The organism is Cryobacterium sp. Y11, assembly GCF_002929535.1.
In the GTDB taxonomy this organism is placed as follows: domain Bacteria; phylum Actinomycetota; class Actinomycetes; order Actinomycetales; family Microbacteriaceae; genus Cryobacterium.
This window is the reverse complement of record NZ_PJJO01000031.1, coordinates 1-12,784: the sequence shown is the minus strand read 5'-3', so window position 1 is coordinate 12,784 and position 12,784 is coordinate 1. Positions and strand designations below refer to the sequence as shown.

The window sequence follows — 12,784 nt, the reverse complement described above, 5'->3', positions numbered from 1 at the left end:
GTGTGGTCAGGCGGCCGAGGCCGACGAGAAGAAGATCAAGAATGAGGGCGAGCACAACAACGCCGATGACGCCCGTCAGCACGGACTCGAGGGAATTAGCGACTCCGGTGAGCGCGGAACTGCGGTAAACGAGGGCGGCCAGCACCACGGCGATAGCTGCCGCCAGAATCAGGCATTGCACGACGCGGCTGAAGTGCTGCCAGCTGCTGAACAGGATCTGCTCATACTGATCGTCTAGAGAATCCCACACATCAAAACCTCTTCGCTTCGATCACACATCGATTCTCCCCCACCGGCACGGGCACAAATGGAGACGCTGATGCCGAACTGGATGGGAACGCGGGCTGAGAGCCGTAGGCGAGGGTGAGAGGCTAGTCTCGCACGGCAACCCTATTTGGGTGCAGCGAGACGTTACGGTTCCGTCACGTGCGCCGATTCCCCTGTGCCTTGTCCGAGCGGGACTTTCCTAGCTATCCGGATCTTATTCTTCTATGTTTGCTCAGTACAGCTGTTGATCTGGGGTTTCTCGGCGTGGGACGAGACTCATCTCAAGTGCTCGCGAGATGGGGTGCGTGCCTCATTTGGAGTGTGCTCGTTATGCTGATACCGGCAGAACGAGCACGTGTGATACGCGTATGCAGCGGTCTTAGACCTTTGCCGATTATTGTCTGCGCCTGTCAACATGAGCCACGGTGCTGATATGTAGTGGGTTTTGTCAAGAGGGCGTGTGGAAGACTAAGTAGGAGTAGTTGTCGATGCAGGGTGAGCATCGTCGAGTGAGGGGCTCTAATTTTCGGTATCCGAGGTGAGGAATTGCGTGAATTTTCTCGAGTTTCTTATCAGTCGCAGTGAGGACATGCTTGAGCTCGGCCTGGAGCATGCAGCCGTGGTGGGGGTATCGGTCCTGCTGGCCACCGTCATTGGAGTGTCACTCGGAGTGATGTCGTACCGGCGAGAACGGATGCGAGAAGCGGTACTGGCAGTCTCCGGAGCATTTCTCACGGTGCCCTCTTTCGCGTTGTTCGTGTTATTGATCGGCCCACTCGGTCTTGGCGCCATGCCGGTCGTTGTGGCGCTGACCTTGTACGGATTGCTTCCCATCGTCCGTAATACGATCACCGGCTTACGGGAAGTCGATCCGGCGATCGTAGAGTCCGCGCACGGCATGGGGATGAGCCGGACCCAGCGCCTACTGCGTATTGAACTTCCGCTTGCCTGGCCTGTCATTATCACCGGGATACGGCTCACGACCCTCGTCCTGCTGGGCATCGCGGCGATTGGCTCGATCGTGCTCGGCCCGGGTTACGGAGAGCTGATTTTCACCGGATTGGCCAGAGTGGGCACACCGGTGGCGGTCAATTTGGTTCTTGCCGGCATTCTCGGCATCGTTGTTCTTGCGGTTCTTTTCGACGTGGTCTTTTCTGCACTGGGTAGATTCACGATATCCGAAGGTATTCGATGACAAGCACCACGAAGGGGAGACCGTTTACCGGTAAGGCGATGATCGGGCTGGAGGACCTGACCAAGCGTTGTGCCGGTCAGGCTCATACTGCCGTCGACACCCTGACCCTGGAGATCCCAGAAGGGGAAATAGTTGTGCTGGTCAGGCCTTCGAGGTGCGGCAAGACCACCACGATGAAGATGATCAACCGGATCATCGAGCCCACGTCCGGTCGTATCACCCCGGACGGAGAGGATGTCACCTCCAGCAATCCGGATCAGCTGCGCTGGCGCAGTGGCTATGTCATCCAGCAGGTGGGTTTCTTCCCGTACATGACAATCGGTGAGAACGTCGCAACGGTACCCAAATTGCTCGAGTGGGACAACAAGCGGGTCGCCGCGCAGGTGGATGAGCTTCTGGAAACGGTAAACATGCCGTCGGCCTCGTTCCGGGACCGCTACCCCGACCAACTGTCCGGTGGACGACGGCAGCGAGTCGGAGTGGCCCGTGCCCTCGGCATCGACCCGGCCGTCATGCTGATGGATGAGCCGTTCGGCGCGATCGGCGCGATCACCCGGGATCGACTGCAGAACGAGTTCCTCCGCGCGCAGGAAGAAGTGCGAAAAACGATCGTGTTCATCACCGACGACATCGACGAGGCAGTCAAATTGGGCGACCGCATAGCGATCCTGCAGGCCGATTCCCAAATCGCCCAATACGACACCCCGGAACGGATTCTGACGACATCCGCGAACGACTTCGTCGCGGAGTTCATCGGCAAGGGCGCGTTCCTCAAACGGCTGAATCTGAGCCGCGTCGCTGACACCGAGCTTACGCAATGGCCTGCGATGCAGATAGGAACCGGCCGTGCGGAGATGCTGGAGACGCTGCGTCAATCGCACCGTAACGCCCTGCTGGTGCTCGACCGTGCGGGATATCCACGACGGTGGGCGGATGCCGGAGACCTGCAAGGCGCGCAGGACGGGGTGTTCGATCAGGTCGGCATTGCACCTGAGTCGGTTCTCGAATCCGATGCAACGCTGAATGAGGCCCTGAACGAGTTGATCGCGGTCCGATACAGCGTGGCCGTCGTAGTCGATTCCGATGGTGTTTACCAGGGTGTCGTCGACATCGACCAGATCAACCGGTCGGTGCGCGCCCTGCGTGAATCAGCGGTAGCCGAGCGCCGCGAAAACACACACTGCGGAATTCTGCAGAGTAGGTGAGGGTTTAGAAATGTCCGCCGTTATCCGGGACCAAGACGTCGTGGCGCAGACTCCACCGCGCCGCCGCCGCTCGTGGGCGGGTTATCTGACGATGCCTGCCTTCCTCGCGCTGGTGTGCCTCGGCCTGTACGTCTACGTCAGTTCGCAAGAGTTGGACAGCATCGAGGCCCGTTCGCTCAATGCCGAATCGCTGTCCACGGCGGTGTGGCAGCACATCCAGCTGACTGTGGTGTCCACCGTGATCGTTCTGCTCGTCGCGGTCCCTCTTGGCATCGTGCTGACCCGCCCTTTCACGCGACGAATCCGGCCTTATCTGCTGGTTGTGCTCAACCTCGGACAGGCAGTGCCGACCATCGCGATTCTGGTGCTTCTTGCCGTCGCTTTCTTTTTCCTCGGTTTCGAAGCAGCTGTCCTGGGATTGGTGCTCTACGCGGTCGTGCCTGTGCTGCTCAACACGATGGTCGGGTTGGAGCAGGTCGACGACTCCATTCTTGAGGCCGGCCGCGGGATGGGAATCTCTAGGTTCGGGGTGCTGTGCCGCATCGAACTTCCGCTGTCCGTTCCGATCATCCTCGCGGGCGTGCGCACCGCGTTGGTCATCAACGTGGGCACCGCCACGCTAACGACGTACATCAACGCCGGTGGTCTCGGCGACATCATCGTCGCCGGACTCTCGACCAACCGCTTTCTGGTCCAGCTGGTCGGGGCGGCCCTGACCGCCGTCCTCGCGTTATCGATCGATTACATCGCCGGCATCGCCGAGGACCTCCTTCGCCCGAAAGGACTTCGGAATTTGGAGTAAGAAAACTTGATCAGCGTAGAAATGAACTACATGGAAAGAGGAACCGTGAACGCAATCACGAGCAAGACAAAGAAAATCACAGCGCTGGCTGCCGGGTTGACCCTGCTTCTGACGGGCTGTGCGGGTGAACCCAACGCCAACACAGACGGTGGTGACGCTGAACTTGCCGACGCTTCGCTAACGGTGGGCTCGAAGGAGTTCGTCGAGTCGATTTTGCTTGGCCAAATCACGGCCGTCGCATTGGAAAACGCGGGTGCGTCGATCGAGGACAAGACCGGTATTACCGGCAGTGCCACGGTCAGAGAAGCGCTCCAGACCGGCGAGATCGATATGTACTGGGACTACACCGGCACCGGATGGGTCAACATCCTGGGCAACACCACGGAAGAGGTGCCGGAAGACCTGTACGCGGCCGTGGCGGAAGCCGACGCGGAAAATTCGATTGCCTGGCTAGAACCGGCACCATTCGAGAACACCTACGCCATCGCCGTCCCCGAGGATTTCGCCGAGGAAAACAACATCGCCACGATCAGCGACGCCGTTACTTTCATCCAGGAGAACCCTGACCAGGGGTCGATCTGCGCTGCGAGTGAGTTCATCAACCGAGACGACGGCCTGCCCGGCCTGCAGGAGGCATACGGTTTTGAGTTCTCCGAAGTGGTCGAGCTCGACCTGAATCTCGTCTACGCCCAGATCGGCAAGGAGTGCTTCTTCGGTGAAGTGACGTCCACCGATGCGCGGAACCTCGCCAACGATCTGACGGTACTCGAGGACGATCTGAGCTTCTTCCTCGAATACCAAGGGGCGATGACCCTGCGCCAGGAGACGCTCGATGAGTATCCGGCGATCGCGAATATCATGGCGCCGATCAGCGAGGCACTGACCGCCGACGTGATCACCGAGTTGAACGGACAGGTCGACTTAGAAGGTCAGCGGCCCAAGGATGTGGCCGAGAAGTGGTTGGAGAGCGAGGGCTTCCTCGAATAATCGAGGCCAGGCCCGCCGTACGACCCCGGCCGTCGGCCCCCAGAGCGTCATTCGCCGCGCCGATGGATCCTTCCTTCGATCACTTCTACCTGGGCGTCCACCCGCCCAACACCGTCCTTGTTCCCCATGAGCCAACCGTCGAAACCGACGACCGACGTTCCTCCCGTCCAGCTGTTCTGTTTATAGGTCAGGCGTTCTCCGCGTCGCTTTTTTGTTAGGTCCTTGCCCGCTCGAGCAGAAGATCGCTTCACGGTTGCATCCGTTTCGCGACTGAGCCCGAACACCATTCTGCGCCTAGATTGGGGTCGTGACTATGGAGAATGAAAAAGCTCAATACCCTCACCACGAAGACGGTTCCAGTGGTTCCGCGGAGATAGACGGCCAGGATAGGGCTCGAGCGGAGTCCATCCCGGACGGCTCTGGAAGCGATCAACATGAGGATACTGACGAAGACACAGCTTTCGGCGGGCCCGCGGACTGAGTTCATTCAGCGCCGCGGTGATGGACACTGCTGGCACCCGCTTCGGCCGGCCAGTCGTGGACCCGACGGTGATCGCCGACAAGCTCGGGATCGTCAACGCCGCCCGGAAGCGTGGACGTACTGCCGCCGAGGCCGCCCACCTCGTCGGATGGAGCCGCGCGACCCTGTACCGCCATCAACATGCCCTCGCCGCCCGCGAGGGTCAGTGATGTAGCCAACGATGGACGGCGACGAGCGGTGGCGGGTTCTTCAACTTCACGTCGAGGACCAGGTGCCGCTTGCGGCGTTCGCCCCGGACGCTCGGATAAGCGCGCAGACGTTGCAACGCTGGCACCAGTTCTACCGGGTCGGCGGCATCGTGGCGCGTGGCCTCGCCCGCGCGCCGACACGGGAACGTGACGCACCGCAGCGCTCTCTCGATAACGAAGGATTCCAAGAAGCTAACTAGCAGGCCAGCTGGCCTCCATTAGCGTTGAGGAATGAGTTCTCTCGTTCCCACGGACTACGCCACCACACTCGAGAGCATTAAGCGGCTCGTGCATGAGGCGCGCTACATCGCCCAGCGCCGAGTGAACACTGAATTGCTCCGGCTCTACTGGCAGATCGGAGCGATGATCATCGAGCGACAGAAGACAGCTCCGTGGGGCAGCAAGGTCCTCTCTCAGCTGTCCGTGGATTTGCGTGCAGAGTTCCCCACCGCGAAAGGATTCTCACCAGCCAACCTCAAGTACATGCGGAGGTTCGCCGAGGCGTGGCCCGATCAGGACGCAATCGGTCAACGACCCGTTGGCCAATTGCCCTGGGGCCACGTCATCGAGCTGATCGAGAAGCTCAACGACGCAGAGCTGCGTAACTGGTATAGCGCTAAGGACGTCGCGCAGGGCTGGAGCAGACCCGTACTGGCACACCAGATCAAGACCCTCCTTCACCTTCGTGAGGGTGCAGCCCCTTCCAACTTTCCGCACGCCCTCGAACGCGCCGACTCCGAGCTCGCTCAGCAAATCACGAAGGATCCGTTCACGCTCGAGTTCCTCGCCATCGACGGGGACGCCGCCGAACGACAGCTAGAGGACCGGCTCGTCGAACGCATCATCGACACGCTCCGCGAGCTCGGCCCTGGGTTTGCGTTTGTCGGCCGCCAGGTCCACTTCGATGTCGACGGCGATGACTTCTTCGTTGATTTGCTGTTCTTTCACGTCGATCAACTTCGATATGTGGTTATCGAGTTGAAGACCACGAAATTCGAGCCGCGCGACGCCGGTCAGCTCGGCTTCTATGTCGCCCTCGTCGAGGACCGGCTACGCGGGCCACAGCACCAGCCCACGGTCGGGATGCTGCTGGTCGCCGACAAGAACGAGTCCGTTGTCCGGTACGCACTCGCTGGCACCACCCAACCGATCGCCGTTTCTCGTTACGATCTCTCGCCTGCCGAGCAGGCTGCGCTCCCCGCCGAGGATGCTCTCACGCGCGCGGTCGCCCTCGAGTTCGACGACCACGCCCCAGAGCCGGAGTAACCATCAGTAATCAGTCTTCACAGGAGGCCTTGCTTTGTTTTCATCACGCAAGCCCAAGTGATGACATTTGCAACACGCAGAATAGATGACTGGTTATGTGACAACTTTGAGTTCTTACGAAGTTGTGATCGTGGTGTCACGTAATCGAACGTATAAATGACAGGGGTCAGCATGCTCGTCGGGTACATGCGGGTGTCGAAAGCTGACGGGTCGCAGAGCACTGATCTTCAGCGCGATGCGCTTCTGGTTGCCGGCGTCGATGCGGACAGCTTTTACGAGGACCATGCCTCCGGTAAGAAGGATGACCGCCCGCAGCTGGTGGCCTGCCTGAAGGCGCTCCGAAAGGGCGACACGCTCCTGGTGTGGAAACTCGACCGACTCGGCCGCGACCTGCGCCATCTGGTCAACACCGTGCATGACCTCACCGACCGCGGCATTGGCCTCAAGGTCCTCACCGGCGAGGGTGCCGCGATCGACACCACGACCGCATCCGGGAAGCTTGTCTTCGGGATCTTCGCGGCTCTCGCTGAGTTCGAGCGAGCACTCATCTCTGAACGCACCGTCGCCGGGCTCGCCGCGGCGCGAGCACGGGGGAGGACGGGTGGGCGACCGTTCAAAATGACGCCGGCCAAGGTTCGCCTAGCCATGGCCGCCATGGGTCAAAAGGAAACCAAAGTCGGCGCCCTCTGCAAAGAACTTGGAATCACCCGGCAGACGCTGTACCGCCATGTCTCTCCGTCGGGGGAGCTGCGATCTGACGGCGCGAAGCTTCTCTCCAAGAAGTAGCGCATCCGAGAAGTGTGCCGCGTCGAAAAGCTCTGCACAGTGTCACTGAAGTCGGATGTCAGGCCGCTGGTCAGCTGTCTCGCAGCTAGCGATGAGTGCGCCAAGCCGTCCAGTCAATTTCGAGACATAGTTGCGAGAATGATCGGCCCACGAATTTTCCGCAACAACGAGGCGTGCCGGCGTCGGGATGGCGAGACGCGGCGTATCCCTAGTCTTGCGAGATAGCGGTCTGGAACAGCGTTCGATATCGTCCAAACGGGGCAACGTTCGGTTCCTAGAAATCGTCCGTTCGAAACGGCCGGGTGAGTCGCTCCGCCTCCTGTCTGGCAACCACCGCTTCGTCGTGCCGCTGCACTGTGGACAGCTGGTTTGAGAGGTTGTTCAGGGATCTGGCGAGGTGGGGTTCGTAGGTGGCGGGGCTTTCCTTTGCTAACTGGCGGCAGATTGCTACGGCGTCCTCGATCGCTGTCACCGCTTCGTCGTGCCGCTGCACTGTGGATAGCTGGTTTGAGAGGTTGTTCAGGGAGCCGGCGAGGTGGGGTTCGTAGGTGGCGGGATTTTCCTTTGCTAACTGGCGGTAGATAGTTACGGCGTCCTCGATCGCTGTCACCGCTTCGTCGTGCCGCTGCACTGTGGATAGCTGGTTTGAGAGGTTGTTCAGGGATCTGGCGAGGTGGGGTTCGTAGGTGGCGGGGCTTTCCTTTGCTAACTGGCGGCAGATTGCTACGGCGTCCTCGATCGCTGTCACCGCTTCGTCGTGCCGCTGCACTGTGGACAGCCGGTTTGAGAGGTTGTTCAGGGAGCCGGCGAGGCGGGGTTCGTAGGTGACGGGATTTTCCTTTGCTAACTGGCGGTAGATAGTTACGGCGTCCTCGATCGCTGTCACCGCTTCGTCGTGCCGCTGCACTGTGGACAGCCGGTTTGAGAGGTTGTTCAGGGAGCCGGCGAGGTCGGGATCGTAGATGGCGGGACTTGCCTGTGCCAATCGGCGCAAGATTGCTACGGCGTCCTCGATCGCTGTCACCGCTTCGTCGTGCCGCTGCACTGTGGATAGCTGGTTTGAGAGGTTGTTCAGGGAGCCGGCGAGGCGGGGTTCGTAGGTGGCGGGACTTGCCTGTGCTAACTGGCGGTAGATAGTTACGGCGTCCTCGATCGCTGTCACCGCTTCGTCGTGCCGCCGCACGTCGGACAGTCGGTTTGAGAGGTTGCCTAGGAAGCCGGCGAGGTCGGGTTCGTAGATGGCGGGACTTGCCTGTGCCAATCGGCGCAGGATCGCTACGGCGTCCTCGATCGCTGTCACCGCTTCGTCGTGCCGCCGCACGTCGGACAGCTGGCTTGAGAGGTTGTTCAGGGATCTGGCGAGGTCGGGTTCGTAGATGGCGGGACTTGCCTGTGCTAACTGGCGGTAGATAGTTACGGCGTCCTCGATCGCTGTCACCGCTTCGTCGTGCCGCCGCACGTCGGACAGTCGGTTTGAGAGGTTGCCTAGGAAGCCGGCGAGGTCGGGTTCGTAGATGGCGGGACTTGCCTGTGCCAATCGGCGCAGGATCGCTACGGCGTCCTCGATCGCTGTCACCGCTTCGTCGTGCCGCCGCACGTCGGACAGCTGGCTTGAGAGGTTGTTCAGGGATCTGGCGAGGTCGGGTTCGTAGATGGCGGGACTTGCCTGTGCCAATCGGCGCAGGATTGCTACGGCGTCCTCGATCGCTGTCACCGCTTCGTCGTGCCGCTGCACGGTGGACAGCCGGTTTGAGAGGTTGTTCAGGGAGCCGGCCAGGTCGGGGTCGTCCTTAGCGTCTTCTCTTGCGGGTGTGCGGTGGGCGTTGACGAGCTCTTCGGTGAGGGTGAGGGCAAGTCCGTTAAGAACCACATCTGCTCGGGGCGGGAGGACGTTCAGGGCAGCGGGTAACACTGTGTGGTCGGGGTGGATGGTGGACACGGCCTGGTCGAGGGCGTTGGCGATGGTCGTGCCGCTGAGTAAACCATGTAAGTCGGTGGTTTGGGCGGCTTGGGTTGCGGCGATGGTACAGAGCCGCTCGAGGTGGGCGGTGAGGACGGGGCGGATCGCGTCGGCGAAGGAAGTGTCGTTGGCGGCGGTGCGGGCGTAGGCGATCAAGGGCTGAACGAGGTTCCCGGCGTCGCTTCGGTCAAGGACTGCGGTCAGGGCGTCAGGGAACTCGGTGAGGGTAGTGGCGATGAGGTGCTCGGCGAGCAGGTCCGGTTCCAAAGGGTTCCACCAGCGGGGGCCTCGATAGAGGTCGTGCACCCAGCGTGCGAGCTGGTGGCACCGCTCGTCAGGGGCATTGGTCAGATCTGGCAGGCTCCGGAGTAAACGGGCGGCTTCGTCTTCAGCTGCCGCCTCAGTGCTGGCGTTGGTGCCGGCGAGGGTCGCGAAGGCGACGATGCGGCGCAGCAGGGTCGGGTCGGGGGCGGGGTGCAGTCTTTGTGCGTGTTCGGACCAGTGGGTGGCCTCGTATTCGAGGAGTCCTTCCAAGAGCTGGTCGCGGGTGGAGCTACTGAAGTTCGATTCGTCGCCGCCCTGGACAGTTAGGTAGGCGGTGATCACGATCAACAGCGCATTGTCGAAGGTGGGCCCAGCCAGATCAGGTTCGGCCACCTTTATCGGGGCGGCCGGGGAGCCGTTTCGTGCCGCAAATGCGCGGGCCGCGGCATGGAACAATGCCAATCGCTCGTCGGTTGTCGGACCCTTCTTGTTGAGGTCGAATGTGGTTGTCCCACTGAGGATGACCCGGAGCCTATTGCTGGCCGTTGTGCGCAGCGACTCAGTCCAGTCATCGCTGCGCTGCGGCGCCGTCCGGACCAGCAGCAGCACCCGAATCGGGTTGTCGTCTGTGGCGGCGAGTTTCAGTGCGGGCAGTACTTTTTCTAGTTGCTCGACCCGGTTCTCGGCGGAGTCAATCACGACAAGGCGGTGTGTGGGTGTGTCGGCCAGGTCTTTCAGCTCTGCCGCTTCTAGGTGGGACTGCAACATCCCGGCTAACCACTTGTTTGTGGTTGCCCGTTCACACAGTTCGACACTGAGTCGGCTCTTTCCAGCGCCGCCTCGCCCACCAAGTACACAGACTGCGAACGGAACGGTGCTCCCTGACCAGTCCGAGAGTGTGGTCAGGAGACCGGCACGGTCCACATATGGGATCACTCCGGAACTGGCCTGGACGGTTTCGGCCGGGGACGCACCGGCACCGACGGGGACTACGGCCGACTCTAGCGGGCCGTACCATCGCCGGTCCTCGTACGTGATCTGGATAGTGGACCCGGAAACATGGCTGATCTGAACGTTCTGATCGCCCTGGACCCACTGGCTGGAAGGTGCTAGCCCGTCAGTCTCGGTCATCGGGGGCAGCGGTCGGCTTGGTCCGACTGTGGCCGGCGGCTTTCCCTACGCTGATAGTTGAACCTGACGTGTTCGCAATTTGCACCGTTCCCGTGCTGTTCTTGACGGTCTGAGTGACGTCTCCAGTGTTCACCCCCGCGGCCTGAACCTCGTCCACCAGAGCCTCCAATTCGTTCTTGAACGACTCATCGTTGGCGGCACGCCGGTTGATCGCATCCGCGAGAGTGCCCACCCGTGAGGGGCTGTCGGGAACCTCCTCCACCCTCTTGAGCGCTTCCACACCGTCCTTATCGTCCGAGAAACGCTCGCGTAACCATGCCCCGAGCTTGCCGAGGGCTTTGGCGCCGGCATCAATGGCCTTCTCGCCCGCCTTCTCTGCCGCCTTCACAACAAACGCGGCAGCAATTACACCTAACGTCACAGGATCAACCACAACAACCTCTCCAAGGAGTCTCGCCGAATCACTGTCAGTATGACGCAACCTGGCCCGCTGTGAATAGGCCACCGCGTCGTCCTGACCCGCGTGGCTGAGACTACAAAAGAGGCTGCGACACGTGAATGGCGGGGTCAGAGAGAGCAATATTTCGGTCGAGTTGACCGATCCAGCTTCGTTGAAGCCGATCCCTGACGCACGGATGCGGCGCTCGAGTACCGACGACGAGACGCCTCGTTTCCCGTGGGATGCAAGACGTTGACAGCATCCTGCAGGCGGGAGTGGCTGGGGTTCCGGGCCGTGGCCTACCGCTGATTTCGGGGCCTAGTTGGGTCAGAGTGTTTGTAGCTGGCTGAATTTCATGGCGGGAATTCTTACTCGGCGGCCAGTACGGGGTGATCGCGTAGTGCGACTATCTGGGCGATACAGTCGGGCCGGTACCCTGACCAGGACACGACGCGGGCGATGACGACGGGGGGGGCGGTGTAGCCGAACTGCCGCATCATGTCGGTGGCGTGTGCATCCGTCATGAGGTCGATCACTGTGTAGGGCAGATCGGCGGCGTCGAGCGCTTCTGTGGTCATCGTGCATTGCGGGCAGTTCGGCACCGTGTACACGGCTAGCGGTTCAATCATGGCGTGATCCTCTCACCCACAAGGAGTCACGGATACCTCAAAGGTGCGGTATTTCTACGAGACAGCCGACAGGGTCTCTGTCTCTTTTGCCTCCTGCTGCAGGCCTGCCTCCCTGCCAATGGGGAGCTTTTTGACGTCGCGGGTGGGGATGCCGAGACGGTCGGCAACCTCACCGCGAGGCGTCCCAAGCGCGAGCATGGAGGCGATCACGGCATCAGCGTTGGCCTGTGCAGCCGCGCTCCGTTTCGCTGTCCGCTCACGTACTGCGGCTATTTCCTTTTCTGCGGATGCTTCGATGTCTTCGAGGGAGTCGGTGGCAACGAAGTAGTCGGTGGCGAGTTGTTCGAGCTTGTCTTGCTTTGAGCGGAACTCGGCTGCTTTCTCGCGTGCGCGAGTGCGAGCGGCGGTCTGCTTTGCGGACTTGCGAACGTCGGCCATGAGGAGCTCCTTCGAATGGTGGGACCTCCATTATGTAGGCACGCCCGGTGGGCGCACGGGCAGCTGGGCCACCCAGGTGCGGGTGGCCCAGGCCCAGGCACAAGCCTCTCGGTTTCGCCACATCGACTGCACCGTTCGTTGTCGCTGATCGTCCCTCACAGCTCCTTCTCACTCCTGCAGTCTCCGCGTCGAAACCGCACGATCTCTTCGATCGTGGCCAATCCTCGTTCCTCATTCTTCGTCACTTGATTTGTCACACCTCTGGCATTTGTAATAAACGAGGTAAAGTCATTTTATGATGACCGTGCATATCCTCTCCGCGGGAGACGGTTATGCCTACTACACGAACGAAGTGGCGACCGGGGATGCCAAGCGTGAGAGCGGCCGCGAGCTGGGTGATTACTACACCATGGATGGCAACCCTCCCGGTGAGTGGGTCGGTTCAGGACTGACTGCTTTGGGTGTTTCCGGTGCTGTCACGGAGGAGCAGATGAAGGCTCTCTATGGTGAAGGCTTGCATCCGGATGCCGAAGTCATGATGATCGCCGCGCAGGCCCAAGGCAAAACCGCGGCGGAGGCGCACGCGGCAGTGAAGCTGGGCCGGTCGTACTACGGGTACAGCACCGGTGGCACGGACCTGAGCGTGAAGATTCAGACCGGCTATAGCGATTTCACCCGGATGAATC

At 61.0% G+C, this 12,784-nt stretch carries 13 protein-coding genes and 2 pseudogenes; 9 read left to right on the top strand and 6 right to left on the bottom strand.

Going from position 1 to position 12,784, the window contains the following annotated elements:
• A pseudogene (locus CXY75_RS00505) lies at window positions 1-250 on the bottom strand (ABC transporter permease); the annotation flags it as partial.
• A 567-nt stretch (window positions 251-817) separates the two neighbouring features.
• Here CXY75_RS00505 and CXY75_RS00500 point away from each other — a divergent pair.
• The 4 genes from CXY75_RS00500 to CXY75_RS00485 are packed head-to-tail and all read left to right on the top strand — an operon-like array spanning window position 818 to window position 4,456.
• Complete coding sequence (locus tag CXY75_RS00500) at window positions 818-1,462, top strand: ABC transporter permease (RefSeq protein WP_104080935.1); 645 nt, start codon at window positions 818-820, stop codon at window positions 1,460-1,462.
• Window positions 1,459-2,667 carry an ABC transporter ATP-binding protein gene (locus CXY75_RS00495; RefSeq protein ID WP_104080934.1) on the top strand — a complete coding sequence of 403 codons (1,209 nt, stop codon included), beginning with the start codon at window positions 1,459-1,461 and terminating at the stop codon, window positions 2,665-2,667. The genes CXY75_RS00500 and CXY75_RS00495 overlap by 4 nt, the downstream gene beginning before the upstream one ends.
• Window positions 2,668-2,677: 10 nt before the next feature.
• Entirely contained in the window at window positions 2,678-3,469 is a 792-nt protein-coding gene (locus CXY75_RS00490) for an ABC transporter permease (RefSeq protein ID WP_104080933.1), read from the top strand.
• 45 nt (window positions 3,470-3,514) lie between these two features.
• Window positions 3,515-4,456 (top strand): glycine betaine ABC transporter substrate-binding protein, encoded by a 942-nt coding sequence (locus CXY75_RS00485; RefSeq protein ID WP_158251071.1) that lies wholly within the window; start codon window positions 3,515-3,517, stop codon window positions 4,454-4,456.
• 47 nt (window positions 4,457-4,503) lie between these two features.
• Here CXY75_RS00485 and CXY75_RS19320 read toward each other — a convergent pair whose 3' ends face one another.
• Window positions 4,504-4,743, bottom strand: coding sequence for a hypothetical protein (locus tag CXY75_RS19320; protein ID WP_146069293.1), 240 nt, complete (start codon window positions 4,741-4,743; stop codon window positions 4,504-4,506).
• 226 nt (window positions 4,744-4,969) lie between these two features.
• On the opposite strand from CXY75_RS19320, the pseudogene CXY75_RS00480 reads away from it, so the two are divergent.
• The 4 genes and pseudogenes from CXY75_RS00480 to CXY75_RS00465 all read left to right on the top strand — a co-directional run.
• Window positions 4,970-5,146 (top strand): annotated as a pseudogene (locus CXY75_RS00480) (recombinase family protein); the annotation flags it as partial.
• 11 nt (window positions 5,147-5,157) lie between these two features.
• Window positions 5,158-5,385: a hypothetical protein gene (locus CXY75_RS20200; protein WP_104080931.1), complete on the top strand. Its 228-nt coding sequence runs from the start codon at window positions 5,158-5,160 to the stop codon at window positions 5,383-5,385.
• 31 nt (window positions 5,386-5,416) lie between these two features.
• On the top strand, window positions 5,417-6,451 hold the full coding sequence (locus CXY75_RS00470; protein WP_104080930.1) for a YhcG family protein: 1,035 nt from the start codon (window positions 5,417-5,419) through the stop codon (window positions 6,449-6,451).
• Window positions 6,452-6,622: 171 nt separating this feature from the next.
• Window positions 6,623-7,237: a recombinase family protein gene (locus CXY75_RS00465; RefSeq protein WP_104080929.1), complete on the top strand. Its 615-nt coding sequence runs from the start codon at window positions 6,623-6,625 to the stop codon at window positions 7,235-7,237.
• A 274-nt stretch (window positions 7,238-7,511) separates the two neighbouring features.
• Here CXY75_RS00465 and CXY75_RS00460 read toward each other — a convergent pair whose 3' ends face one another.
• The 4 genes from CXY75_RS00460 to CXY75_RS00445 all read right to left on the bottom strand — a co-directional run bounded on the left by CXY75_RS00460 (window position 7,512) and on the right by CXY75_RS00445 (window position 12,098).
• A complete protein-coding gene (locus tag CXY75_RS00460; protein WP_104080928.1) occupies window positions 7,512-10,229 on the bottom strand; it encodes a tetratricopeptide repeat protein in 2,718 nt (905 codons plus the stop codon).
• Window positions 10,230-10,578: 349 nt separating this feature from the next.
• Complete coding sequence (locus CXY75_RS00455; protein WP_146069292.1) at window positions 10,579-11,013, bottom strand: hypothetical protein; 435 nt, start codon at window positions 11,011-11,013, stop codon at window positions 10,579-10,581.
• Window positions 11,014-11,399: 386 nt separating this feature from the next.
• A complete protein-coding gene (locus CXY75_RS00450) occupies window positions 11,400-11,660 on the bottom strand; it encodes a glutaredoxin domain-containing protein (RefSeq protein WP_104080926.1) in 261 nt (86 codons plus the stop codon).
• A 54-nt stretch (window positions 11,661-11,714) separates the two neighbouring features.
• Entirely contained in the window at window positions 11,715-12,098 is a 384-nt protein-coding gene (locus CXY75_RS00445) for a hypothetical protein (RefSeq protein ID WP_104080925.1), read from the bottom strand.
• A gap of 295 nt (window positions 12,099-12,393) precedes the next feature.
• Between CXY75_RS00445 and CXY75_RS00440 the strand changes: the two genes are divergently transcribed.
• The coding region (locus CXY75_RS00440; protein WP_146069291.1) for a relaxase domain-containing protein at window positions 12,394-12,784 on the top strand (391 nt) is incomplete at its 3' end.